19 protein-coding genes are annotated in these 23,545 nt (G+C 47.2%); 12 read left to right on the plus strand and 7 right to left on the minus strand.

What is annotated here, in order from left to right:
• Positions 1 to 57: 57 nt before the first annotated feature.
• The gene (locus tag GVN16_RS03765; RefSeq protein WP_166562492.1) at positions 58 to 252 is read left to right on the plus strand and encodes a hypothetical protein; all 195 of its coding nucleotides are present in this window, start codon (positions 58 to 60) and stop codon (positions 250 to 252) included.
• Positions 253 to 697: 445 nt separating this feature from the next.
• Here the strand turns inward: GVN16_RS03765 and GVN16_RS03770 are convergent, their stop codons facing one another.
• Complete coding sequence (locus GVN16_RS03770) at positions 698 to 3,106, minus strand: ABC transporter permease (RefSeq protein WP_166562493.1); 2,409 nt, start codon at positions 3,104 to 3,106, stop codon at positions 698 to 700.
• A 283-nt stretch (positions 3,107 to 3,389) separates the two neighbouring features.
• Between GVN16_RS03770 and GVN16_RS03775 the strand changes: the two genes are divergently transcribed.
• From GVN16_RS03775 to GVN16_RS03790, 4 genes are all read left to right on the plus strand, one after another.
• Entirely contained in the window at positions 3,390 to 4,010 is a 621-nt protein-coding gene (locus GVN16_RS03775) for a Crp/Fnr family transcriptional regulator (RefSeq protein ID WP_166562494.1), read from the plus strand.
• Between the two features lie 67 nt (positions 4,011 to 4,077).
• A complete protein-coding gene (locus GVN16_RS03780) occupies positions 4,078 to 5,202 on the plus strand; it encodes an NADH:flavin oxidoreductase (RefSeq protein WP_166562495.1) in 1,125 nt (374 codons plus the stop codon).
• A 95-nt stretch (positions 5,203 to 5,297) separates the two neighbouring features.
• Positions 5,298 to 5,831: an SRPBCC family protein gene (locus GVN16_RS03785; RefSeq protein ID WP_166562496.1), complete on the plus strand. Its 534-nt coding sequence runs from the start codon at positions 5,298 to 5,300 to the stop codon at positions 5,829 to 5,831.
• A 78-nt stretch (positions 5,832 to 5,909) separates the two neighbouring features.
• Positions 5,910 to 7,844, plus strand: a complete 1,935-nt coding sequence (locus GVN16_RS03790; RefSeq protein ID WP_166562497.1) for an SGNH/GDSL hydrolase family protein — start codon at positions 5,910 to 5,912, stop codon at positions 7,842 to 7,844.
• 31 nt (positions 7,845 to 7,875) lie between these two features.
• On the opposite strand, the gene GVN16_RS03795 is transcribed toward GVN16_RS03790, so the two are convergent.
• The 6 genes from GVN16_RS03795 to GVN16_RS03820 all read right to left on the minus strand — a co-directional run bounded on the left by GVN16_RS03795 (position 7,876) and on the right by GVN16_RS03820 (position 12,732).
• On the minus strand, positions 7,876 to 9,138 hold the full coding sequence (locus GVN16_RS03795; protein ID WP_166562498.1) for a hypothetical protein: 1,263 nt from the start codon (positions 9,136 to 9,138) through the stop codon (positions 7,876 to 7,878).
• 1 nt (position 9,139) lies between these two features.
• A complete protein-coding gene (locus tag GVN16_RS03800) occupies positions 9,140 to 9,700 on the minus strand; it encodes an RNA polymerase sigma factor (RefSeq protein WP_310587411.1) in 561 nt (186 codons plus the stop codon).
• 64 nt (positions 9,701 to 9,764) lie between these two features.
• The gene (locus GVN16_RS03805; protein ID WP_166562499.1) at positions 9,765 to 10,247 is read right to left on the minus strand and encodes a hypothetical protein; all 483 of its coding nucleotides are present in this window, start codon (positions 10,245 to 10,247) and stop codon (positions 9,765 to 9,767) included.
• Between the two features lie 219 nt (positions 10,248 to 10,466).
• Positions 10,467 to 11,558 carry a type II toxin-antitoxin system HipA family toxin gene (locus tag GVN16_RS03810; protein WP_166562500.1) on the minus strand — a complete coding sequence of 364 codons (1,092 nt, stop codon included), beginning with the start codon at positions 11,556 to 11,558 and terminating at the stop codon, positions 10,467 to 10,469.
• The gene (locus GVN16_RS03815) at positions 11,551 to 11,892 is read right to left on the minus strand and encodes a helix-turn-helix domain-containing protein (RefSeq protein WP_166562501.1); all 342 of its coding nucleotides are present in this window, start codon (positions 11,890 to 11,892) and stop codon (positions 11,551 to 11,553) included. The genes GVN16_RS03810 and GVN16_RS03815 overlap by 8 nt, the downstream gene beginning before the upstream one ends.
• 144 nt (positions 11,893 to 12,036) lie before the next feature.
• A complete protein-coding gene (locus GVN16_RS03820; RefSeq protein WP_166562502.1) occupies positions 12,037 to 12,732 on the minus strand; it encodes a DUF1080 domain-containing protein in 696 nt (231 codons plus the stop codon).
• Between the two features lie 607 nt (positions 12,733 to 13,339).
• Between GVN16_RS03820 and GVN16_RS03825 the strand changes: the two genes are divergently transcribed.
• Genes GVN16_RS03825 through GVN16_RS03855 form a run of 7 tightly spaced genes read left to right on the plus strand, consistent with a single transcriptional unit; the run spans position 13,340 to position 23,541 of the window.
• Positions 13,340 to 15,493 carry a hypothetical protein gene (locus tag GVN16_RS03825; RefSeq protein WP_166562503.1) on the plus strand — a complete coding sequence of 718 codons (2,154 nt, stop codon included), beginning with the start codon at positions 13,340 to 13,342 and terminating at the stop codon, positions 15,491 to 15,493.
• A gap of 20 nt (positions 15,494 to 15,513) precedes the next feature.
• The gene (locus GVN16_RS03830; RefSeq protein WP_166562504.1) at positions 15,514 to 16,617 is read left to right on the plus strand and encodes a hypothetical protein; all 1,104 of its coding nucleotides are present in this window, start codon (positions 15,514 to 15,516) and stop codon (positions 16,615 to 16,617) included.
• A 17-nt stretch (positions 16,618 to 16,634) separates the two neighbouring features.
• A complete protein-coding gene (locus tag GVN16_RS03835) occupies positions 16,635 to 18,437 on the plus strand; it encodes a hypothetical protein (protein WP_166562505.1) in 1,803 nt (600 codons plus the stop codon).
• 33 nt (positions 18,438 to 18,470) lie between these two features.
• Entirely contained in the window at positions 18,471 to 20,198 is a 1,728-nt protein-coding gene (locus tag GVN16_RS03840; protein WP_166562506.1) for a hypothetical protein, read from the plus strand.
• Position 20,199: 1 nt separating this feature from the next.
• On the plus strand, positions 20,200 to 20,859 hold the full coding sequence (locus tag GVN16_RS03845; protein WP_166562507.1) for a hypothetical protein: 660 nt from the start codon (positions 20,200 to 20,202) through the stop codon (positions 20,857 to 20,859).
• On the plus strand, positions 20,847 to 21,548 hold the full coding sequence (locus tag GVN16_RS03850; protein WP_166562508.1) for a hypothetical protein: 702 nt from the start codon (positions 20,847 to 20,849) through the stop codon (positions 21,546 to 21,548). Before GVN16_RS03845 ends, GVN16_RS03850 begins: the two co-directional genes overlap by 13 nt.
• Before the next feature lie 13 nt (positions 21,549 to 21,561).
• Positions 21,562 to 23,541, plus strand: a complete 1,980-nt coding sequence (locus tag GVN16_RS03855; RefSeq protein ID WP_166562509.1) for a hypothetical protein — start codon at positions 21,562 to 21,564, stop codon at positions 23,539 to 23,541.
• The last annotated feature ends 4 nt before the right edge of the window (positions 23,542 to 23,545 follow it).

Genomic DNA, 23,545 nt, shown 5'->3' on the forward strand with positions numbered 1-23,545 from the left:
AAAAACTTAATAATCAACCAATAGTAAGAACTATATCAAAGTATCAGGCTCGTAATTATGGAAGTAGCCGTATTGCTTTGTTTTAACCTGCAATGTCCGCTGACGGTCCTGGCCCGGAAATATTCAGACTCTACCAGGGACAACTTTGACATTTACCTGCCCAACTGGCTGGCCAGACACAACAAATTGATTTATTCTGCTATTTTCCTGGTGAGCGTTGGGGTGCTGGTTTATAGAGCGGTGAAGAAATGATGGAATATTGAATGATAGAGTGATTGAATGCCCGACATGTGCTTTACCCGAACCGGATGTGATAGAATAGAGAAATGTCCGAATCACGAAAGCCCGCAGGGGCGGTATATCTGTAGCAAATCGAAGTCATCAGAGAAACAAACCCCGGAGGGGTGAAATATTGGATGCTTGCCCGGCCTGAGACTTTGTCCCGGAAGGGCCTGCCCAGCCTGAGACTCTGTTTCGGAAGGGCCTGCCCGGCCTGAGACTTTGTCCCGGAAGGGCCTGCCCGGCCTGAGACTTTGTCCCGGAAGGGCCTGCCGGCCTGAGACTTAGTCCCGGAAGGGCCTGCCGGCCTGAGACTTAGTTTCGAAAGGGCCTGCACCGCCTGATTATATGGTTATTCTGACTCAGTGGATATGCACGGCCGTGCGTATCTACTGAGTCAGAATAATGACGTAAAATCTTACTCCGATCTTAAACTCTTCACCGGGTCCATCAGGGCGGCTTTGATGGCCTGGAAACTGACGGTCAGCAGGGTGATGATGAGGGCACCGGCACCTGAAGAGGCGAATATCCACCAGGAGATTTCGGTGTGGTAATTGTATTTCTGCAGCCACTGGTTCATGAAATACCAGGCAATCGGCCCGGCAATGAAGCAGGAGATCAGCACCAGGACCACAAAATCTTTTGACAGCATCTGCCATAGATTGGCAACAGTGGCTCCGAGTATCTTGCGGATACCGATTTCCTTGGTGCGTTGCTCGGCGACAAAAGAAACCAGTCCGAACAAGCCGAGGCAAGAAATAAGGATAGCCAGCACAGCAAACACAGTAGCCAGCTTGCCAATGCGTTCTTCCTGGGCAAACTTGTGGCCGTATTCCTGGTCCACAAATTTGTAATTAAAGGACGCCGTCGGGACCAGTTGTTTCAGCACGGCCTCAATTTTCGGCATCGCCTCGCTGGCACTGACCTGCGGACTGATCCTGATGTGCATCTGACTTGATGAAGTGTAATTTTTATCGAGAAAGAAAAAAGTCTTTTTAACCGGGTCATACGGCGAGTCTTTGAGCAGGTCTTTCACCACTCCAATGATCTGCCATGAGCCCTCGCCGAGTTTGATGTATTCTCCGATGGGGTTCTTCAGGGCCATGTATTTAGCCGCCGTCTCATTGATGATCACCCCCAGTGAATCTGAGGCAAAGTCTTTGGAGAAGTCACGGCCGGCAATCAGTTTCCAACCGGATGTTTTTCCGTATTCATAGGAGACATCATCGACCGCAAAAGAAGCCTCAGACTCAGGATCTTTGCCTTTCCAGGTATATCCGCCGGTATTGCTCCATACCGCGGTAAACGGACTGCTGGACTGGGCCACATTTTGAACCATACCGGTATTGATGAGTTCCTGCTTGATCAGCTCGTGTTTACCCCTGTAATTGGGGTCATTCATGCTGACGGTGATCAGCCCGTCCCTGTCATATCCTACCGGGCGGTTACGGGTGTGCTGAATCTGCCGGTAAACCACCATGGTTCCGATGATCAGGACTACTGACACGGTAAACTGCACCACCACGAGGGCTTTGCGGGGCAGCGAGGCGAATCTTCCCAGCCTGATGGTGCCCTTCAGTACCTTGACAGGCTGAAACGACGACAGGTAAAAAGCCGGGTAAAGACCTGCCAGGAAGCTGGTCAGGATCACAAATATGCCTATAGAGCTCCAGAAATAAGGGTTGCTGTAAGGTATTTCAATTTCTTTGGCCGCCAGTTCGTTGAACAATCCCAGTAAAGAAAACACCAGGGCCATAGAAAACACAAAAGAAAGGAAAACCACGAGGAAGGATTCGCTCATAAACTGGTAAACCAGCTGGCTTTTCATAGAGCCGATGGCTTTGCGGACACCGACTTCCTTGGCCCTTTTCTCACTTCTTGCTGTACTGAGGTTCATAAAATTGATGCAGGCCAGCAACAACACAAATACACCGACGATACCAAACAACCAGACAAAAGTGATACGCCCGCCGGATGGTTTCCCGTCTTTAAACTCGGAATACAAGTGCCACTGGTGCATAGGGTAAAGCCACATCTCAGGTTTATATTTAACCACCAGGGCACTGAAATCGCGGGGTGTGTTTTTGACATACAACTGGTTTATCGCCGCATCGGCCGTCTCTATGGACACATTCGGTGCCAGCTGCACAAAGGTATTGTGGGAGGTGTTATCCCAGATATCTCGGTTCATTTTTACCCAATCGTTGGAAACCACAAACAGCTCCCACGGAGCAAAGAAATCGAGCTTACTCCAGGTAGAATTTTTCTGCAGATCTTCATAAACGCCGGTTACCGTCACATCAATGCGGTTATCGATTTTCATCACCTGGTTGATTGGGTCCTTGTCTCCAAAAATGGCTTTGGCTCCGGTTTCGGATAAGATGACGGAATGGATGTCTTTGAGGCTTTCATTGCTTCCTTTTATCATTTTGAGGGAAAGCATATCGATCACCCCCGGCTCAATAAACAAACCGCTTTTCTGGAAATTGCTGTTATTGTATTTGACGGTGTAATCGCCCTGCCAGTTCGACATCAGTACATGTTTAAAGTACTGACCGTAATCTTTCCGGAGGGTTGGCCCCATTGGCACGGGCATAGATTCAGAACCCAGCTTCTCTCCTGTCGACGGTTCAATCGCAAAAAGCCTCATCTGGGCAATGTCGTCGTAGTTTTTAAAGGATTTATTAAAAGATAATTCATCCCAGACCCACAAACCGATCATCATGGCCACCGCCATGCCTGTAGCGAGTCCGGCAATATTGATAAAGCTGTAGACTTTGTTTTTAAGGAGATTCCTCCAGGCGATTTTAAAGTAATTCTTAATCATAATGATAAATACATTAAGGTGCTTTTCTTCAATACTACTCAATTCTGATGCCAACAATACAATATACTCATAAACAATCAGTTACAAAACTTCCCTTTAAGATATTTGTCCATTTCCGAACAGGTACGTGTACGGTTTTGAATGGCTTAACGCAGATCCTCTCTTCTGAAAAGTGAAGTCTTTCCGGCTTATATCACTCCGGAGGTATCAGAACTCTTTTCCATACACCATGATAAAAATCCGTTTCAGACTCTCTATTTTTGTTCTAATTAAAATCAGCATCATGCCTAAAAACAGCCAGCCGGAAAATACGGAAGAGTATTTCCGGAAATTCAGGAAACATCTTCAGAAAACCATCGTGGTCAATGATGAGGATTTTGAACACCTGGCCGCTTTTTTCACGGTGAAACATGTCCGTAAAAAAGAGTACCTGATCCAGCCACTACAGGTGTGCCGATATGAAAGCTATGTGGTAGAAGGCCTGTTTCAGACTTCGATCGTGGACGACTCAGGCCGGATGCATACTTTGTATTTCCCTCATGAAGACTGGTGGGTAAGTGATTTCAAGAGCTTCAAGACCGAAAAAGGCAGTAATATGGAAATCCAGGCCCTTGAAGATGCGGTGCTCTTACAAATTTCCAAACCCGCTCTGGAAAAACTGTTCCTGACCCTGCCTTCTTTTGAGCGGTTTTTCAGGATATTAAATGAGAATGCAGGTATCTCTTTGCAGGACAGGATCGTTCAGAACCTTTCACACAACGCAGAAAAGAAATACCATGAGTTTCACCGCAAATACCCTTCGCTTCATAACCGCCTTTCACAAAAGATCATCGCGAGTTTCCTGGGAGTAACGCCGGAGTATTTCAGCCAGATGCTTAAGCGGCAAAAATCAGAAAACTCTTAAACCAGTTAAAGATTTATCAGAAAACAGCCGGGTAGTTTTGTACCGAACATTAACAAAGCACAAAACAATGAAGACATTTTTTGATAAAACAAAGCTTAAAAGCAAGACTGCCGCCAACCGTTTCATGGTAGCTCCGATGACCCGCGTGAGTGCAGACCAGGAGGGCATCCCCTCACAGGAAATGGAAGATTACTACGTGGCATTCGCAGCCGGAGGCTTCGGTACGATCATCACAGAAGGCATATATACAGATGATGCATTCTCTAAATCTTACCCCAATCAGCCCGGACTCGTCAATGCGGAACAGGTCAGCGGCTGGAAATCCATTACCGAAAAAGTCACAGGTTACGGTACCCTGATGATCGCCCAGCTGATGCACGCAGGTTCTATTTCACAGGCATTAGCACAAACCAAAGCCCCGTCGGTAATCAACCCTTTGGGTCAGAAACTTCCGCATTACGGAGGCGGGTCTGGGCCATTCCCCATTCCGGAAGCAATGAACAAAAAAGACATCGAAACGGTTATCGGGGGTTTTGTGAATGCAGCCCTTAATGCCGAAAAGGCAGGGTTCGACGGCGTTGAACTGCATGCCGCCAATGGTTATCTGCTGGACCAGTTCATCACGCCGTATCTTAACCTGCGTGCAGATGAATACGGAGGGAGTGTTCCCAACAGACTGAGAATTATCACGGAGATCACTGAAAGACTGAGAGAGCAAGTCTCAGAAAATTTCATCGTCGGCTTGAGGATTTCAGAAGGCAAGGTCAATCACCTCAAATACCGCTGGGAGGGCGGAAGTGAAACGGCGAGGGCCATACTGGTCGAAATCAGCAAAATGCCCATAAACTATCTGCATGTGGCGGCAGAACACCAGGGCTGGCGGGAGGAAACCAGGTATCCGGACGGCAGTTCGCTCAGCGGCATTGCCAAAGAATTGCTGAAGGTGCCTGTCGTGGCGAACGGCAAACTGGACGAGCTGACTCTGGCTCAACACCTGCTTGACACCTGCCAGGCCGACTTTCTGGCCATTGGAAAAGCAGCCCTGGCCAATCCGGATTTCGTAAAAAAGGTCATGAATCATGAAGAACTTATGCCTTTTGACCCAACTACCCTTTTTCCAAACCCCTCACTTTTCTCCTATGAAAAGCACAAAAAGTACCTGGAAAAAGATGTAAAGATGCGTTTAGCATAAATAAAGTCGCAAACCGCCTCTAATTTGTCGCTCTGACACCCTTCAGGCCAGGTGAATAATTCATAGTTTTGTACAAACCTAAAAACAAAACATATATGAACATCTTAGTTACTATCCTGATTGTCATTGCCGCTATTGTTGTACTTCTGCTGATTGCCGCCCTGCTGACACCTAAACGTTACACCGTGACGGTATCTGAAACCATCAACCAGCCCAAAGAAAAGATTTTCGACTACATAAGAATCCTCAAAAACCAGGAAAAATACAGCGAGTGGCTGAAAGCGGACCCGAATCTTAACCCTGTGATTACCGGAACAGACGGTACTGTCGGGGCGGTTCAGAAGTGGAAAAGCGAAGATAAAAATGTGGGGGAAGGAGAACAGGAGATTAAACTCATTACCGACGACAGCATAGAAATGGAACTGAGGTTCTTCAAACCGATTGAGGGCGTCTGCCAGGCTGTGAACACCGTGAAGTCCTTGGGAGAAAACCAGTCACAGGTAACTTTTAATTTCTATTCTTATGCCAAATTTCCGTTCAATCTCCCTTCTTATGTGATCGGGAGGAAATTTATCACCAAAACACAGCATCAGAACCTGATAAATGTGAAAGCGATAATGGAAGGCTGATAAAGAAAGCTTAATTTCAGGGAATACCGGTTGAATAAAATTATTCTTTTGTAAACTTGTAGTACCAAATTTATTCAAATGCCGAAAACGATCTTCTCTGCTCTTTTGCTGTCTTTTATCTTTATTTCGGGCCATGCCCAGATTATCCCCACCAAAAATGACCGGTGGAAAGGTTTTGAGAGGGTCAATTTCAAACTTGGTAAACATACGGCCTATTATGTCAAGCCGGCTAAGGCCATTGAGGGTAATCCCTGGATATGGAGAGGGTCTTTTCCTGACTGGCACACAGAAATGGACAGCCTGTTGCTCACCAAAGGGTTTCATGTGGCCTATGTGAGCATCGACGATCAGTATGGCAGTCCGTATGCCATGCAGGTGTGGGACCAGTGGTATAATTACCTTACAGATTCAGTTGGCCTGGCCCGGAAAATGACGCTGGAAGGTGTGAGCAGGGGTGGTTTGTACGTGTTCGGCTGGGCCAAACGCAATCCTGATAAGGTCAACTGTATTTATGGCGAGGGGCCTGTCTGCGATTTCAAAAGCTGGCCGGGAGGTAAGCTGAAAGGCAAGGGCGATCCCAAATCATGGCAACAACTGCTCGAAGTCTACGGAATGACCGAGGCTGAGGCCATGGCCTATAAAGACAACCCGGTTGATAACCTGGAAGGACTGGCTTCATACAAGGTTCCTGTGATTCATGCCGTAGGACTGAAAGACGAGTATGTTCCTGCTGAAGAGAATTCAAATATTTTTGCGGAGCGTTACGCGGCCTTGGGCGGCCCGGTGATGATCTATCCGATGACCCGCGGTACACAAACCCTGGCGGGTCACCACTACCCTATTGAAGCCATTCAACTTTGGGTGGATTTCATCATGAGTGTTTCCGTTCCGGTACAGAAAATACAGGACTATTCGACCTGGTTTACGTTAAGAAACGGACTGGATAACAGCCTGAACCTCATCAAAGAAAGGAAAACTCTGACCGTAGCCTTCCTGGGAGGTTCGATTACCCATAACAAAGGCTGGAGAGACAAAGTGGGCAATTACCTCAGAGAGAGGTATCCTGATACCAAATTCAATCTGATTGCCGCCGGAATTCCTTCGTTGGGGAGCCTGCCTCACGCATTCAGGTTACAAAAAGATGTACTGGATAAAGGCAAGGTCGACCTGCTTTTTGTAGAAGCCGCCGTTAATGACCGGGCCAACAGCACCGACAGCCTGACACAGCTACTGAGCCTCGAAGGAATTGTCCGCCATGCCAAAAACAGCAATCCGGCGATGGACATCGTCTTCATGTCTTTTGCAGATCCGGACAAGAACAAAGATTTTTCGGAGGGCCGGATTCCTGCAGAAATCAGCAACCATGAAAAAATCGCCGGTTTATACGGACTGCCTTCCATTAACCTTGCCAAAACGGTTTATGACAAGATACAAAACAAGGAATTCAGCTGGGAGTTTGACTTTAAAGACCTGCACCCTTCTGTGTTCGGGCAGGAGCTCTATTTTGCTGCTATCAAAGAATTACTGACGGTTGCTTTTGAAAACCCTGTCGCAAAGCCATTAGTAATGCCAGAGGCATTGCAGAAAAATAACTTTGAAAACGGCAGGCATGTAGGTATTCAGAATGCCAAACCAGATGCAAAATGGACCCTGAACCAGGACTGGACACCAACGGACAAACTCTCTACCCGTCCTGGGTTTGTGCATGTACCGGTGTTGACGGCTGAAACACCGGGAGCAAGCCTGAGTTTAGATTTTGAAGGAACAGCCATCGGGATCAACATTGTTTCGGGAGCGGATGCAGGGGTGATTTCTTATGCGATAGATAAAGGGAGGTTTAAAGAACTGGATTTATATACCCAATGGAGCAACCAGCTGCATCTGCCGTGGTTCCTGATGCTGGAAGGTAACCTGAAAAAAGGAAAGCATACACTGCACCTGAAAATATCCGACAAGAAGAATGAAAAAAGCACAGGCAATGCGTGCCGTATCGTCACTTTCCTGGTGAACTGAAAACAGATCAAAGACATTAAGATCGATACCTTTACCGGACAGGTTTCCCTGACGGTTTCAGAGAGGCCTCTTTTTTACGTGAAAGCAGGCCTGTCCAGCGGAGTTGGACACCATAGCTGCTGAAGTGCAGTTTATCCGCCGTAAACGATCCGACAGGATATTTAAAGAACGGCTCCAGCGATACCTGGTTTTTACCCAGCGGATAATGTATGCCCAAAGAGAAATTCAAAGCAGCCCCGAGATTAAACCTGCCGGCATTGGCTTCATTTTTTTTCACTTCCCTGTCGATCACGGTCGTCGTAGATTCCTGCACCTGTCCGTTTTCTCCCGTCGAAACCGTGGTGATGGTTCTGTGGTTTTCATAAAACAGCTGAGAGTTCTGGCCCAAAGCCCCCATCACAGACACCCCTGCCTGCGTGCTGAGGTTGAAAGAGCGGGTGCTCAGTATTTGCCGCCTGATGTTGAGCGGTACTTCCAGGTTCAGCCAGCGGTAATTGACTTGCGTCAGATAAGGCAAGCCCGGAGCCAGGCTGTGCTCATTCCTGGCAGAGTTCAGGTTCAGCGATTCCCTTCCGAAATACAAACCTGTGCTGAGTTCAGTTTTATTACCAAGGGCGATCTCGGTGGTTCCCCTCAGCCCAAAGTTCTGTTGCGGATTATCGTCCTGGGCCTGGTGGGCCTGGCTGGCCAGGGCCACACTGAGTTTCAATGGTTTTGATATCGAAGGCGTTTCTTCACGATCATCCTGAGCAATAAAAGGCGACATCCAGGGTGTTCTGGCCCTCACCAGCAGATATTCATAAGGCCTGGTGCCGATCTTTTCAGGTTGATAAACCGTAGCAAGGACTGATCCGGGAACGAAAGATGACCGTTCAGCTTGATCTACAACATTAATCTCCGGCTTTTCTGCCGATGAATTACTTCTTTCCGGCCCTGCCTTTTTATCTTTCAAGAGGGCTTTCTGACTTTCTTCTATTATTTCGGCCTGTTTTTCTGTTTCTGCCAGATAGTCATTCTCCTTTGTTTCTTGTTTTTCTATCTCAGGTTTTCCAGGTTTATTGCTTTGTATATCCGATGTTGCTTTATTGTCCGTCAGTTCACTACCTGAAATCTGCATCAGCCCCCATCCCAAACCTCCGAAAATCAGCAAACCCGCCGCTATTCTCCAGAAAAGCATTACCGGACGTCTTTTCTTCTTTGCTCTGAATTTCTCAAAGTCCTCCCAGGCCTCCTCTTCATACGAGGTGGCATAATCTCTCAGCCTGTCGGTCATATGTTTGTTAATCGGCTCCATGTTATTGCATTGTACGGTTTTGAGCGGTGATCAGAATTCTCAGTTGTTGTTTGGCACGGGTCAGGTAAGTGCGGGAAGAAGAGGCAGGAATTTTCATCATCAGGGCAATCTCGTCGTGGCTGTAGCCTTCCACTTCATACAAATTGAAGACCACTTTCCAGAGCGGGGGCAGGTTGTTGAGCAACCGCATGATTTCCTCTACAGATTCACGGTCAAAAAATGTGTCCTGGTGTACAGCTTCTTCCGCAGCGGCATCGGTCAGGAAGAAATGCTTTTTTTCTTTTCTGAAATAATCAATGGCGGTATGAATGACCAGCTTTCTGAGCCAGGGTCTGAAGGCTTTGATCTGGTGTAATTCACGGGGCAACTGGTCAAATACCTTCAGGAAAGAGTCATTGACGGCTTCCTGTGACAGCGGCCTCTCGTGCAGATATCGCAGGCAAATACCCATGGCAAAACCAAAAAAATGTTTGAATAAACTTTCCTGAGAGGATGCATGGCGTTTGCCGCAGCCTTCTATCCAGCCTTTTTCTTCAGAAGTACAATCAGACAACCATTCCACATGTAAAGGAGTAAAACTGCTGATCCCGGCCAGAGACCGGGACCAGCAGCAGATAGAATATGAATTAAGGTTTATCTGTAACTGATCCGTCCGGATTGATGGTCACATCTTTTACCTGTGAACCGTTGGCTACGTGGACGATGACGCCCGTTCTGCCGAAAAGTTTTTTCATGTCTACTTCCAGTGTGAATTTACCGATGACGAGACACTGTACATTTTGCGTTTGCTCGTGATATACTACCAGCCTCGCCTGTTCAGGATAAGATTCCATCAGGATACCGTCCCAGACAATTTTGTAATCAGACTCCAGACATCCGCCTTCCACACTGATTTTAAGAATGTCTCCGTCCCTTACCACGCTTTTGATCTCAAACGGTGTTCCTTTGTACTCCGTTCTAGCATTGACCAGTTTCTTGTATTCTTCGCTGTTCGTCTGTAACTGAAACCCATCTTCTTTTTCAGGAGCAACGTTATTGTTGCGGTTACACGCCACCATCACAAGAGTGCCCAAAAGAGCTAAAAACAATAATCTGACTTGAAGTTTCATAGTATTTATCATGTTTAATTTTTGATAAGTCGTAAACCATGATCAAAACGCTACAGGTTTTGTAAAAAAATTTCTACGGGTTCTGAATCATAAGCGGAAACTGACTCCGTGAGTAAGCAGGCTTATCATTGATAATGATCTGAAAAAGAGGGAAATGGTTGGTGGGGAGAGGGATTTTATCCAGATTTATGAATGTGCTATATTTAGAATCTGAAAAACTTATTTAAATCCACTGTTGCTCACATGATCCGAGATTTCATCATAAATCTCCTGATACTTTTTCTTCTGCAGCCCGACACTATCAGCCACATCGAAGATATCTTTTTTTCCTGGTTCGCCCTTCCCGTTCAAGGTAGTAGTATGGTAGCCGTTAAAACCACCTCCAGGTAAAAGGTCATATGCAGGAGATAACCTCCATGTTCCGTCCTTCAGGATAAAGGAAAAGTTTTTTGCATGATCATCCCGGTTTTTGATGAGTATATTAAAGACCATCACCCGGTAAAGATTATACACTTCCTCCATATTGAGTGTCAACTGGAAGCAAGCATTAAGGAGCATCGAATAATCAAGGCTCGGAATCCGATAGTCCGCGTTCAATAGCCCGGCTGCACTGATCGTATGGATTTTATTCCCGTTCGTCCTGTCAAAACGCCTGACTCCGAAGTACTTCCCCTCGAACAATTTTGTTTCCGGCATTTCAATTCCACATTTTCCTGCCAGTAAAGAGTATTGGTACTCAACCTCACCAACATTATCAGGGTCTATGGCTGCTTTAAATTTCACCAACCACTCCTCTCCATCTATCTTTACAAATACTTTCGGTCTGGCACCACCCGAAGATCCACCATATCTGTACAGCATATCAATTGAAGAAGCTGAGTAATCTGAATTGAGAATTCTTTCGGCTTCCTGAGCAAGTTTATTTAATGAGACATTACTTTCTTCAATCGCAGTGCTATGATCAGGGAAGTACTCCAAAGCTCCCCTGCCGGATGTCCCGATGATAGATAAGCGATCCAGAGTAGATAATTTATAAGGATCAATACCATTTTCCTGCAAATATCTGTCAAGTAACAGACTTCCCCATCCATCAGGCAGACTATCGCTAAAAACACCAAAATTTCTATCAAAGGGTGTTGACCTTGCGGTAAACAACTCAGCTCTCAGAGGCAAATAAAACGGAGCTATTGAAATGCCTGTTTTCAGGTAGTCAGGATCATATTCAAATACGCAATGTCTGTCAGCAGTGAGGGCAATTCTCCCAACAGTTACATTTGAAAGTCTTACTTCTACTACTTTAATATTATACATTTTTTCGTCCTCTTTTTTTTGTCAAAGATTGATTTCCTGCTATTACCTCATCAATATTCCTGTATTGCTTCCTCGTAAACAAATTTCCGAATTCCTCGGTGGCATTAAGTACCACTGCAATTTTGACAAGGCTTTTAAATGAAATTTCTCCGGTTGCTTCAAACCTCCTGTAGCTTGGAAAACTCATACCAGCCTTTTTTGCCATAGCCTGTTGGGTCAGGTTAAGTTCAAGGCGATTCCGTTTAACACGCTCTGCCAGACTCTTGATAATCTTTTGGGGGTTATTATCGTCCAGCAATAAATTAAAAGCTAATATATTATCATTTATATTCATTATTTACACATAACAAATAATATATTATTCATTATTATACAAATATAATCAATTATTTCTATAAATATGAGTATTATTCCATACGTTTTCAGCACAAAAAAAGCCCGCATCTGCGATGCGGGCTTTTTCAGAGAATATCAGGAATTATTTCAACTCTTTAATCTTAATATTTTTGTAAGATACTACATCGCCGTGGTCCTGAAGGGCGATTTTACCTTTAGGGAATTTAGCGAAACCATCCCATGTTTTGAATTTGCTGTTCGCTACCAAAGCATCCCATCCCGGTCCCGTCAGGTCAAACTCAACCGTTTTAACACCGTTCAACCAGAAAGTACCTTTGTTTTTCTTACGGTCGATTGACATCTTGGCGGTGTTCCACTGTCCGGCTGGCTTTACAGCAGTAAAACTCGCAGGAGGAATCATATCATACAGCGAACCAGACTTATGGTTTCCGTCTTTACCAGCTTTAGCATCCGGGTGACGCTCGTCGTCCAACACCTGCATTTCAGGACCTGTAGAGTAAGGAGCACCATATTTTTTATCTTCCACAACACCCCACATCACACCACTGTTGCCTTTTTCAGCAATTTTCCAGTCCAGTTCCAGTTCAAAACTTTCATATTCTTTGTCGGTTACCAGGTCTCCACCACCTCTGGCAGTCAGCACCATAGCTCCGTCTTCTACTTTCCATTTGTCAGAGACAGGCTGTCCTGCTTTATTGTAGGCATGCCATCCCGTAAAATCCTTACCGTTAAAGATAGAAGTAAATTTACCTTTTTTCTGTCCGAAAGATGAAAGGGAAATAACTCCCAATAAAACCACCAATTGTATTTTTTTCATATATAATAAGTTGAAATTTAGGCCTCAAAAATACGGATAAATCACAGCAATGCTAACAAGGGACGGAATATTTTTAAATTCTTTTAATAAGTGATATAAACGGCCCATTTTAATCATTTTTGGAGACAGGAAGTAGCTTACGGGTTTCGCTTCAGCAGGTCTTCTGTTTTGCAGCAGGATGAAAAACACAGCTCATCAGGGAACCAACGGCCCGTATTTTTTTATCAGGCTTATTTTATACTTACCATTCTCAGCCACATTTTAAAACCCATGAATACTGAGTAAGCTTTTGAAACCTGCCCTTCTCCGGGGTTATTTAACCCTACTGTTTCCAACAGACTCAGCCTGTAATACAAAACAACTAAAAGACTAATTATAAGTAGATTACAAAAAAACAGGTTTACTTAATTTCTTTACAAAACCTACTTTGAGTGCCAACTGACCACGTAGAAACCCCTGGTTCCCCATGTTCTTTTAACCCTCCCTCGAAAGTCATTTATGGGTTTTATGCAGTGAATCTACCAGCCTGATAATTGGGTGTTTGCACTCTAGTATAGCGATTTTATATACTATTATTTTGTGTCTGAAATAATTATAGCAGACTCACATGAAAACTCTGAAACATTTACTCCTTCTCCTGGTGACAGGAGCAAGCATCCTGAACCAAGCCACCGCACAGACCCCTAATTACAGTGGTCTGCAGGATAAAATCCTGATGCCTGAACTCAGCCGCGAATCTGCCGGAGACCTGCTGGTCAGTCTTTTACTCACCAGGGGCGAATTCAAAGGCAACCTGAACACCGTACAGGTAACGGCTGATGAAGAAATGAAATTTAATGTCCGTGTCGGCTACGAAGGCTTTGCCAACGGCTTCCTTATTGCCAAGCTTGTAGATGCCGGCAAATCACCCATGCAGGGTTTCCAGGTGGCCAGGGTCAAATTTCCGCAGGATAAAGGCACCATCGACCTCAGCTTTACGATAGACCGGAAAGCATATCCTGAAAACCAGGACATTATGATTCCCAAACTCGTCCTGGTGGCTTCTATGAAGCAGGATTCGGACCAGGGCTATAAATTCACTTACGGTACCCAGAAGAAATTCAAAATCCCGGTGAGTGATGCCAACCTGGTGACCAATGTTTCTCTTTTGCCCCTGGGTAGTGCGGCCACCCTGACCAAAACCACCGTAAAACCGGCAGATGTTATTATGCCCAACATCAGGATTTATGACAAAATCAACAAAAATGCCCTGCTGGTGCAGCCTGATATTAAAACCGACAAACTTTACCTGGACAAAGTAGACCGCCAGCGACTGAATATTGAAAAACAACCCGTACCCACAACACCCGTGAAAGTAGCCACACCCATCCGCAGAGACGCCCGTGTTACGTACGTTACTTCCCCACAAATTTTAGCTACCGCTGTATTAGTCCGCCCGGGTGTGGCAGGCACAAGACCCGCCACACCTCCCCCGCCACCGGATCCTAGCCCGCAAGGCCCCGGTGATCAGGCCATCCCTTTGTTTGAGAGCCTGGTAACCGACTATGAATTTGAATATCCGTTCGAAATCACCAACATCCGGCTCGACGTTTATCCTGATAAGAACAAAGCCTCCGGTTATTTTTACTACCTGCCGTCGGCCTACTATATTGATTATGACAAAGACCAGGGACACCAGTTTGTGATAGACTACGGCACTTCGGGTGAGGCTTCAGCCGACCAGACGGTGAGAATGTCCGGAAAACTGACGCATGGCGTCAACACCAAAGAGAAATCGCTGGTTTCTGCCCTGATCAGGTTGTATATCAAGAAAAATCCACAATTCGGCTACAAATTCACCTCCCTGGCCCCGGTCAAACCGGAAGGCAGCCTGCAGGTGAGTTTTGACACCGACCTGAAACAATACAACATCAGCAACCAGAGCATCAGTGCCCCGAACCTGGACGAGCAGATCGACGTATCGTGGAGAACCGACCAGGCCAATGCCACCGACATCAGCAATTCACTGAAAGCCAACGTGGGCATCATCGGAAACCTGAAAATCAAACCGCAAAGCGGCGTATTGCCTGACCAGGATGTGCCCGTTAGGATCAGGCTGGCAGACGAAAGGACCATCGGGAGGTTTACACTGAAAACCGGCTGGAGAAACCAGAACTGGCAGAATATCTCTCCATACCCGGTCAAACTACGCAACCTGCATGTGCTTTGGGTTGATGAGACCAAGAACCAGGCGGCCGTTTACACCTGGCAGCTGAGCGATGTCGAAATTCCGGCTAAGTCGCAGGTCAAATTTGACCACAGCAAACTTCCGGCCTGGCTGGACAATGAACCCAACACCCGCTACTGGATCGAATACGAAATCATGAGCTGTGTGCCATGTCATGAGGATATCCTGAAAAAGGTGATCCACTCGACCACACAGGCCCAGTCACAAACCATCAAATTCAACCTCCTGGAAATCTTTGAAGCCAACAAGATCGTTTTTGCGGGCATCACTGTCAGGACAAAACAAGCCACCGCAGAAGGAACACAGGTACAAACCATGCCCGAAATACCCGCCGACAAAGACAAGCAGTCGTACAATTCAGGTAAAATATATGTGCCGCAGGGCGAGCAACCTGACTTTGAATTCAGCCTCCACCTGGTCACCAGCGACGGCAAGGAATACAACAGCGACTGGGTAAAACGCAACTCGCTGAATGTCTTCATCGGGAATTCACAATTGAAAGAAATGTTTCCACAGCTGATCGTCAATCCATGAAAACCGGGATCAACATATTGATGCTCATAGCACTACTGAGTCTCAAGCTAAGTGCACAGCCTGATTTCTCTCAGCGGGCTTTGCTGCACGGTGTGGTGATCTGCCCGGATATGAAACAAAAACAGGTGTATTATTTCCTTCCCGAAGATCTGGAACTGATGAAAAACAAGGATGGTCAGCCCGCTTTCAGGTTTATCATGATGCGGTATACCGGCAACGGCACTTTCGGAGATATGAACTCAAAGCGTTTCAGAAACATCATGCAGATGGATGTGGCCCTGAAAGCCATATCGCAGGATACCCTGGCTGCTTTGAAAAAAAGCCTGAGAAAAATCAACCCGGGTTTTACCCTGAGACCCGTGCCTGTCAGCCGTCTCGAAGCCATTGTACATTATGTGGCGGTAAACGACACCCTGGCCACCCGTCTGGGAAAAGGCAACTGGGAGACCGGCGGAGAAAGCAGCCTGAGCACTTCGAGTTCATACTGGCGTGAAAGGACATTCACCATTTACCCCGACAACCAGACCGCAGACTTGTTTAACCAGTCCCTGAAAAGCGGCAGACTGATACTGAGTCTGAGCTACGCATTTTTCAGCAAAGGAAAAGCCGATGCAGATCCGGTCAGTTCGGTCAGCGGACCGAGAAAATACCGCAAAATGCTTTCAGAGATTATCCCGAAACCTGACACCAGTGCCAATGTAATCAAAGAATGCCTGGTAAAAGCCAATGCCTTTGAGATCGAAACGGACACCCTGATGTACAAAACACTGGTAAGCCAGATCGATCTGAATGACGCCGTTCCTCCAGGATACGCCCTGCTGAATGTTTATGATTTCGACTTCAACAATGAGATCAGGAACGACCTGTATGAGAAAATAGTGGAAATAGCAGCCGAAGGAGCCGGAGGCGGTACTGTGACCACCCAGGTGATCTTCAAAAAACGGCAACCTGATTTGTATGCCTCTGCCGCTAAGTTCAAGTATGCCGTCAGGCTTGACAAACCTTTCCGGTACAGGATCATCGAAATATCGGAAGCCGGAGAAGAGAAAAAATTGGACTGGGTAGCTGAAACCGCCTGGCACCGCGAACTGAATACCACAACCAAAACGATCACGAACGAATAATAACAATCGATATAGCCATGAAAACAAGACAATTATTACTGATTTCCGTACTGCTCCTCTCAGCCCTTTGGAGCCAGGCCACCGTCAAATACAATGAAGGACAGGTGATGGTGAAGGGTGTACTGTTTCTGCAGGAATATGAAAATCCGAACAACTATTACTATCTGCCGCAATACCCGAGGCTTTCACGCAACGAAAAAGGGCTTTATGAGTTGCTTTGCATGAAATACGTCGGACAGGGTGGTGCAGAAACCAACGGGGGGATTTTCCATGCCCTGATCGAGTTCTCGATGCCGTCGGAGTTTGTGGAAACCCTGCAGAAAGAATTGCAGGAAAAGACCGCCAACAAAAATGCGACCATTGCCGGCCCCGTGCCGTTGCAGCAAACGCTGAAAGAAGGCGAAAATACTCCAGGAGGGTTCCAGATCATTTCTTCAATCCTGACCAACACGACGGGTAAGGATGCTTTTACCAGGAACATCATTGCCTCCGGACACGCCCCGCTTTTGCCGGGATCGAAGGCGGCGGTATCTGCCCGGTTAAGCCAGGAAGGAGCCACTTTGCTTTTTGAGTCGCTGAAACAACCGACTTCGGATGTGTCTGTATCTTTAAACGGCTATTACGAAGCCACCACCAAGGCCTACAATGCTACAGTCACTGCCGAATCATCGGTCATTTATGAACATTACAGCAAACTCTCCAATATACAGAGCGGCTATACCCGCGATCAGCTGAGAAAAATCACCGATGACCTCAGAAGGGACCAATCGCTCAAAATCGACATCTTTGACGGTGGTGGCGGATCGGGTGTGGACACTAAAAACCTGCAGGGCATCCTGGATGCGGTAACAGACAAGCTGATCGAGCTGATGTTTGACACCCAGAACGGCTGGTCGAAAGAGCCGCCGCGAGAAGCGGCTGTGGAAGTCAACCAGATCCTGGGCCGCCAGGAAAGAGGCTTTTTCTCAGAGGTTTTCGGCGGAGCACAGGACACCCCCTATTTCTCAGACAACCAGTTTGTCTTGAAAAAACGCACCGATATCCGCACCAATAAATTCTATCTTAACCTGAGCAAAACTGCAGTCATCAGGGTACCATTTTATACTTCCGGAAACCTGAGCGGCATTTACAAGAACTTCGGGGCAGATACGACTTATTTCAGAACCGTGAACCTGGATGATGCTGATTTCCAGAGAAGAGACGTGCACTTCCAGGTGGATGGCGATTTTGCCGAATCATTCAAGGACATCTTCAATTTCGTAACTGTCAGCTTCAGGAAAAAATATGGCGGCAGCCAGAATGACGCCACAGCCGACCTGATCTTCAAAAGAGGTGACCTTGAAAAAGGAAATGACATCCAGCTGATCAAATACCCGAGACTGGGTACTTCCACTTCCGACTGGCTCAACTACGAATACCGCATCAGCTGGAGTCTCAAAGGCAATAACCTGAGCATCAAGGAGCCATCCGGCGAAAACCAGTGGAAAAGCTCCAAAGCCTCAGCCATTTCGCTGATTCCACCTTTCAGCAGAAGACTTGTAGAGGTGGACGCCGACAGAACAGGATTCAAGGAGGCGAAAATACTGACAGCAACCGTAAGATTCCTGGCCATTGTAGGCGGCAAGCCCCAGATACAGAAAACGATTACCCTCAGGGCCGGAGACACCTCCAATACCTCGAAAGTAACGCTTTTCCATGATGTAAACCAGCCTGTAGCTTATCAGATCACCTGGTACGACAACAAAGGAAAGGCGTCCGACAGCGAACTTAAGGAAATCACCGACAACTACCTGCTGCTTATCCCTCCTGTTACAGAGTAAGGGCAAAGCAAGGTTGACTATCTGAAACATACCATGAAAAATATCATCATCATCGTTCTCCTGCTGGTGATCAGGGCAGCCTGCGGTCAGCAGGTCCTGATTGACAGGGGCGTGCAGGTAGACGGACTCTGGTGCTTCCCGCTTTACCAGGACACCACCACTTACATGTACCTGTCGAGCTCAGCCAGGCTTTCGGTCAATGAAAGCAATACCCCGCAGTTCTCGTTCATGCGGTATGTGGCCACCAAGGCCTCTACCGGCGGCGGCACGAGTGCCATCACCGATGCTACCGGCGGCGGGATACTCAATTTCCTGGTACAATACGAAACCCCGGAAAAACTGGTGACCAATGCCCAGAAGGTTTTGAGAGAACGTTTTAAAAATGAAGCCATTAAAGTCAGAGGGCCTATCGTTTTTTCCAAAGGCCGCTGGACACTCATCTCTTCTGTACTGACGAAAGACACCACCAAAACCGAAAAGAAAATACTATCGACCGGCGAGGCCCCGGTGCTGGAGGGCAGCAGGATTGCCCTGACTTTCGACCTGAAACCCGCAGATGCCAACCTGCTGATGGAAAACTTCAAGATGTCAACGCCGGATGTCTCGCTGGTTTTTGAACTGGGGTTTTCAGGTTTATCTGAAAACTATGACGCCGAAATTGAAATCGACTGGTCGGAGGTGCGGGATTCCAAAGCCTTTGAAGCCGGAGCATCCGTATACTTCATCTCGGCAGACCTGAAACTCGGGTTTGACAAGCTGATTAAAAACGGGGCCGTCAAACTGAAATCAAACGGCTCAAACGCCCAGATGGAAGGCCTGATCCAGGTGGTTTATGATAAACTGCTGAACCTGATGTTCAGTCCCGTAAGACCTGAAACCGTCCCAGAAGGTCAGCAGGGCAGTATGCTGCAGGCCATCACCGGGATGTTCGGTCCCGGCGGGATCCTGGGCAGCCGCAGCCTGACCGGGTTCGGAGCCAATGTGGGCTTCCAGCTCAAGGAAATGCATTCTGAAGGCAAAAGCAAACTGAATTTCAAGGGTCGGACCGAGAAAAACCTCAATCATTTCATTGTCTTCAACATCGGCGATCTTTATCAGCAATACGGCTCCGACAGCAAACTTTTCGCCACCCGCAATATTGACGACGATGCTTTCAGACAAAGGGAAGTGTATGTGGGGGTGGACGGAGAACTGGAAAAGGAATTCGCCAAAATGATCAACAGCGTTTCCATCGTCCTGAACAAAGACCATCAGAACGGGCAGAATACCTTACAGAATTTCATCCTGAACCGTGAATCATTCAAGGCACTGAAAAATACCGCCCCGCTCATCTACGGCTTCAAGGCCGACACCAACCGTGTGGAGTGGCTGAACTATAATTACAAAACCATCTGGCAGTTCCAGGGAGGCGGCACACTGGAAACCGACTGGAACAAAAGTGCAGCCGCGATGATCAACCTGTACACACCTTTTCAGCACAGGTCTATTATACTGGACGGTAACCTGAAATCACTGGGCGACAAGGGCATCAGGGCGGTTTCTATACAGATCGACTACTCGTTTTTCGGACAGAGAAAACAGATGCGTCAGACCATCAGGCCTACAGACAACCTGACCGGAAAACAATTTGAAGTGACGCTACCAAACAACACGGAAGAGGTGGACTACACCATCACCTGGTTTGACAAAAACGGGCAGCAGAAAACCCTGAAAGGCAAGGATAAATTCGGTTTGATTTTCATAGATGAAATACCTGAATAAGATGAAAAACCTGGTCAGAATAATCGCTTTTGTGATGGGGATTGCTTCGGCAAACGCCCAGATCGAATATGAGCAGCTGAAGCTTAAGGACGGCACTAAAGTAGCCTTTATGGTCGGTGAAGCAGACGAAAACGGCTCTCAGGCCTGTTTCTATCTGCCTGCCAACATGAGGATTTCAGTAAAAAACAACCTTCCTGAGTTCTCTTTTCTCTCTTATCGGCAAGACAGCCTCTCGCCTGTTCAGGGGGGCATCATGCACCTGCTGCTGACCTGGGGACTGGATGAACAACAGGAAGCAGAATTCCAACGCCTGCTGACCCAAAAAGACAGCACGCTCCAACTGGCCGGAGCTTATCCTATTGTGTCTGCAGCGGGTCTGATGATCAGTTCTAATCATCCGGTGGCAAAAATCCTGCGGGAATCTATGAGCGGCTCGGGCCAGGTGCCTTTGCTGCCCAACGACCGCATGGCAGCCTCGTTCAGGTTCAATGCTGAACAGGCCAACCGGATGATTGAAGCCATCGAAAACAACGAAAACCTGGAAGAAGTCAGATTCCGGTTCAATTTCGAGCCCAAAGGCTTTAACCTGGTCTGGAAAACAGAGATTTCTTTAGGTCAGATATTGTCCACTGCTAAAAAATGTCCGCCATGTATCCGTTGATCAGACCTATCATTCTCGTGTTTTTTGCACACATCTGCATGATAGCAAAAGCGGATGTCTACCTGGTCGTGTATGCCACTTATGAGGGTAAAACAGGCCACACAGGCATCGCGGTAGACAACTACGAAATCAGGATCAGGGATACCGGATCAGCTGACAACTGGTCGTACGTCAATGACACCGTCAGAACCCATTCGCTGACTTACTTCGACCTGTGGCCGAAAAGCGACCGGAAAATGGAGATACTGAAAGACACCGAGCCGGATTATTTCCGCCTCCCGAATTCTTCAGCAGAACGGTCCATCACTATTGAAAGCCTGCTGAGCCACGGCATTCCGCATAAAGAAGGATACCCTTGCGACGGCCTGCTCAGGATCAGGACCTCTCCTACCGAAGACTACCTGCTGAAAGCTTTCCTGGATAAGAAATCGTCTGAAAAGAGGCCTTTCAATACGAGAAAGTACAACTGCACCGATTATGTGGTGGATGCTTTCAACTTCATCACCGGGCAGCGGCTTAAAGCCAGGGAGTTTATCCCGATGCGGCTTTCGAGTACACCCAACAAGTTTTATAAGACCATTTTAAAAGAATATGCCCGGGCCGAAGTACTCAAAGATGCCTCCGGAAAAGTGCAGGGCACGTTCGTTAGAGAACGCATTTTATACAAGTTCCTAAATAAACATTCATAATAAAAACAAAGTCATGAAACACTTATCAAACTTCGGATTCCTTCTCCTCATCTTACTTTGGGGAGGCTTACTGACGGGAGCTCAGGCACAGGGCCTGGACGACCGCAACCGCATCGACATTACCCTCACCGATGGTGTGAAGGTCAGGTTGCTGGGCAAATCAAGCCCCGGCACCAGCAACGTGTTTACGAATGAATACTACTACCTGCCTACCAACCTGAGGCTATCCAGGAAACAGGACGGCACCCCGGAATTCCTGCTGATCAAATACACTACCGAAGAAAAAGCAGATGCAGGTGGTGTGCAGGGAGCACTGATGCACTTTTTAATGGAATGGGGCCTTACCCAGGTGCAACTGGCTGAGCTGCAAAAAAAAGTGGAAGAAAAAGTAAAAGAGCTTTCACTGGTTCCGGGATCAGGTTTTGCGGCCCTTAAAGGCAAAAAACCGATGGTAATGGGAGCCGCCAAGCTGAGGTCTGACACCAAAGACTCGTTTAGGGTCATCTCGGCTATTCTTACCGACAAGACTTTTACTCCTAACATGGTGACTTCAGGCCAGGCTTCACTGCTTGAAGGCAGCAAAATCGCCGTGGCAGCGAGGCTCGAGAAAAACGCCGCACAGCTTCTTGCCGCCACCCTGGAGAAAAACCGCTCGATTTCTGATGTCAGCCTTGAACTGAAATTCGCGTACGACATCATGGCCCCGGCCATTAAAGGCAAGGTGATCGTAGACTGGAGTAAATTTGAGAAACTGTACCAGAAATATACCCGCGACTACACCCATACCGACAAGGACGACGGCACGCTGCCTTACAAAAACAGCCTGAGAGATGACGTCATCACCGACACAGAAAAAGACAGTCTTTATTCCTTTATGAAAGAGAATAAATTCATTGACATGCAGCTGGAAGTGGGTTCAGGATTCAAAACCGACGATCCGATCATCCAGAAAGCGATGAGCTCGTTCTGGGACATGGCCATGCAGATGATCGCCGAAAAACAACAGGCTCCTCCGCAACCTGTTCAGCAGGACGACGTGAAAGGTCCTCGTTATGAACCGGATCCCGATCTGTATGAATACCACCTGAACCGCACCAAAATCGAAACGAGGATAGCCCGTAAGAGGGAAGAATTTAACATGAACGTCAAAATGCCGATCATCGAAAACTTCACTTTAACAGAAAACCTGACCTCATGGTATGATGGCGTGCGTGATAACCCGAAATGTGTGTCGGCGGTCAACTTAAACGATCCGTTCTTCCAGCACAGGGACATCAACTTCCTGCTGGACGCCGAAGCGGAAGGCTCTGTGGGCAAAGAAATCAACATGGTAGCCGTAGAAGTCAGGAAAAAACGTAATACCGGCAACCCTTACTCTGCCAGTTTCCAGCTGACCAAAGACTATATCGCCAAAAACGGGGTGACATCCAAAGTGACTTACTCGCGTGAGGGTGACAACAACTCGGACATGTACCAGTACAAAGTAAAATGGAGCCTTCGTGGCGGCAACGAATACCCGAAAGATCCTCAGTGGGTACAGGGAGACTGGGGTGGCATCACCCTTTCTGCTCCGGTAAAACCAAGAACCGTGGAATTTGAAGGTAACCTGGAAGAATTGAAGGCCTCGGGTGTGGTCAGAGCTACCCTGCAGCTGAGATACATGAAGTTCGGTAAGGAAGAGGAAACGAATATTCCGCTGAGCGTTGCTGCGGGTGTACCGCTTGCCCAGGGTCAGATCTACCTCGACAGGGATACCAAAGGATATGCCTACAGGATGGTTTTTGACCACAAAGACAAAGGCAAACTCGCCCTGGACTGGAAACCCGAGACTTCAGATTATGTGTATGCCACCATCCCTGAGCAGTTCCAGGACACCACCTCGGAGGTTTTCAACAAAGCCATCGAAGCCGGAAAAGTGATCCTGAAACCGGACAGCCCCGGCGGACAGGTCCTGGATAAATTCAAAGATGTATTAGGCATCATTACCCGCTGAAATC

Origin of the sequence: Emticicia sp. CRIBPO (assembly GCF_009905725.1) — a bacterium.
Lineage (GTDB): Bacteria > Bacteroidota > Bacteroidia > Cytophagales > Spirosomataceae > Leadbetterella.

Excerpts from the sequence above, each read along its gene's own strand:
- GVN16_RS03765 (WP_166562492.1), top strand. The coding sequence starts at position 58 with ATGGAAGTAGCCGTATTGCTTTGTTTTAACCTGCAATGTCCGCTGACG.
- GVN16_RS03770 (WP_166562493.1), bottom strand. The coding sequence starts at position 3,106 with ATGATTAAGAATTACTTTAAAATCGCCTGGAGGAATCTCCTTAAAAAC.
- GVN16_RS03775 (WP_166562494.1), top strand. The coding sequence starts at position 3,390 with ATGCCTAAAAACAGCCAGCCGGAAAATACGGAAGAGTATTTCCGGAAA.
- GVN16_RS03780 (WP_166562495.1), top strand. The coding sequence starts at position 4,078 with ATGAAGACATTTTTTGATAAAACAAAGCTTAAAAGCAAGACTGCCGCC.
- GVN16_RS03785 (WP_166562496.1), top strand. The coding sequence starts at position 5,298 with ATGAACATCTTAGTTACTATCCTGATTGTCATTGCCGCTATTGTTGTA.
- GVN16_RS03790 (WP_166562497.1), top strand. The coding sequence starts at position 5,910 with ATGCCGAAAACGATCTTCTCTGCTCTTTTGCTGTCTTTTATCTTTATT.
- GVN16_RS03795 (WP_166562498.1), bottom strand. The coding sequence starts at position 9,138 with ATGGAGCCGATTAACAAACATATGACCGACAGGCTGAGAGATTATGCC.
- GVN16_RS03805 (WP_166562499.1), bottom strand. The coding sequence starts at position 10,247 with ATGAAACTTCAAGTCAGATTATTGTTTTTAGCTCTTTTGGGCACTCTT.
- GVN16_RS03810 (WP_166562500.1), bottom strand. The coding sequence starts at position 11,558 with ATGTATAATATTAAAGTAGTAGAAGTAAGACTTTCAAATGTAACTGTT.
- GVN16_RS03815 (WP_166562501.1), bottom strand. The coding sequence starts at position 11,892 with ATGAATATAAATGATAATATATTAGCTTTTAATTTATTGCTGGACGAT.
- GVN16_RS03820 (WP_166562502.1), bottom strand. The coding sequence starts at position 12,732 with ATGAAAAAAATACAATTGGTGGTTTTATTGGGAGTTATTTCCCTTTCA.
- GVN16_RS03825 (WP_166562503.1), top strand. The coding sequence starts at position 13,340 with ATGAAAACTCTGAAACATTTACTCCTTCTCCTGGTGACAGGAGCAAGC.
- GVN16_RS03830 (WP_166562504.1), top strand. The coding sequence starts at position 15,514 with ATGCTCATAGCACTACTGAGTCTCAAGCTAAGTGCACAGCCTGATTTC.
- GVN16_RS03835 (WP_166562505.1), top strand. The coding sequence starts at position 16,635 with ATGAAAACAAGACAATTATTACTGATTTCCGTACTGCTCCTCTCAGCC.
- GVN16_RS03840 (WP_166562506.1), top strand. The coding sequence starts at position 18,471 with ATGAAAAATATCATCATCATCGTTCTCCTGCTGGTGATCAGGGCAGCC.
- GVN16_RS03845 (WP_166562507.1), top strand. The coding sequence starts at position 20,200 with ATGAAAAACCTGGTCAGAATAATCGCTTTTGTGATGGGGATTGCTTCG.
- GVN16_RS03850 (WP_166562508.1), top strand. The coding sequence starts at position 20,847 with ATGTATCCGTTGATCAGACCTATCATTCTCGTGTTTTTTGCACACATC.
- GVN16_RS03855 (WP_166562509.1), top strand. The coding sequence starts at position 21,562 with ATGAAACACTTATCAAACTTCGGATTCCTTCTCCTCATCTTACTTTGG.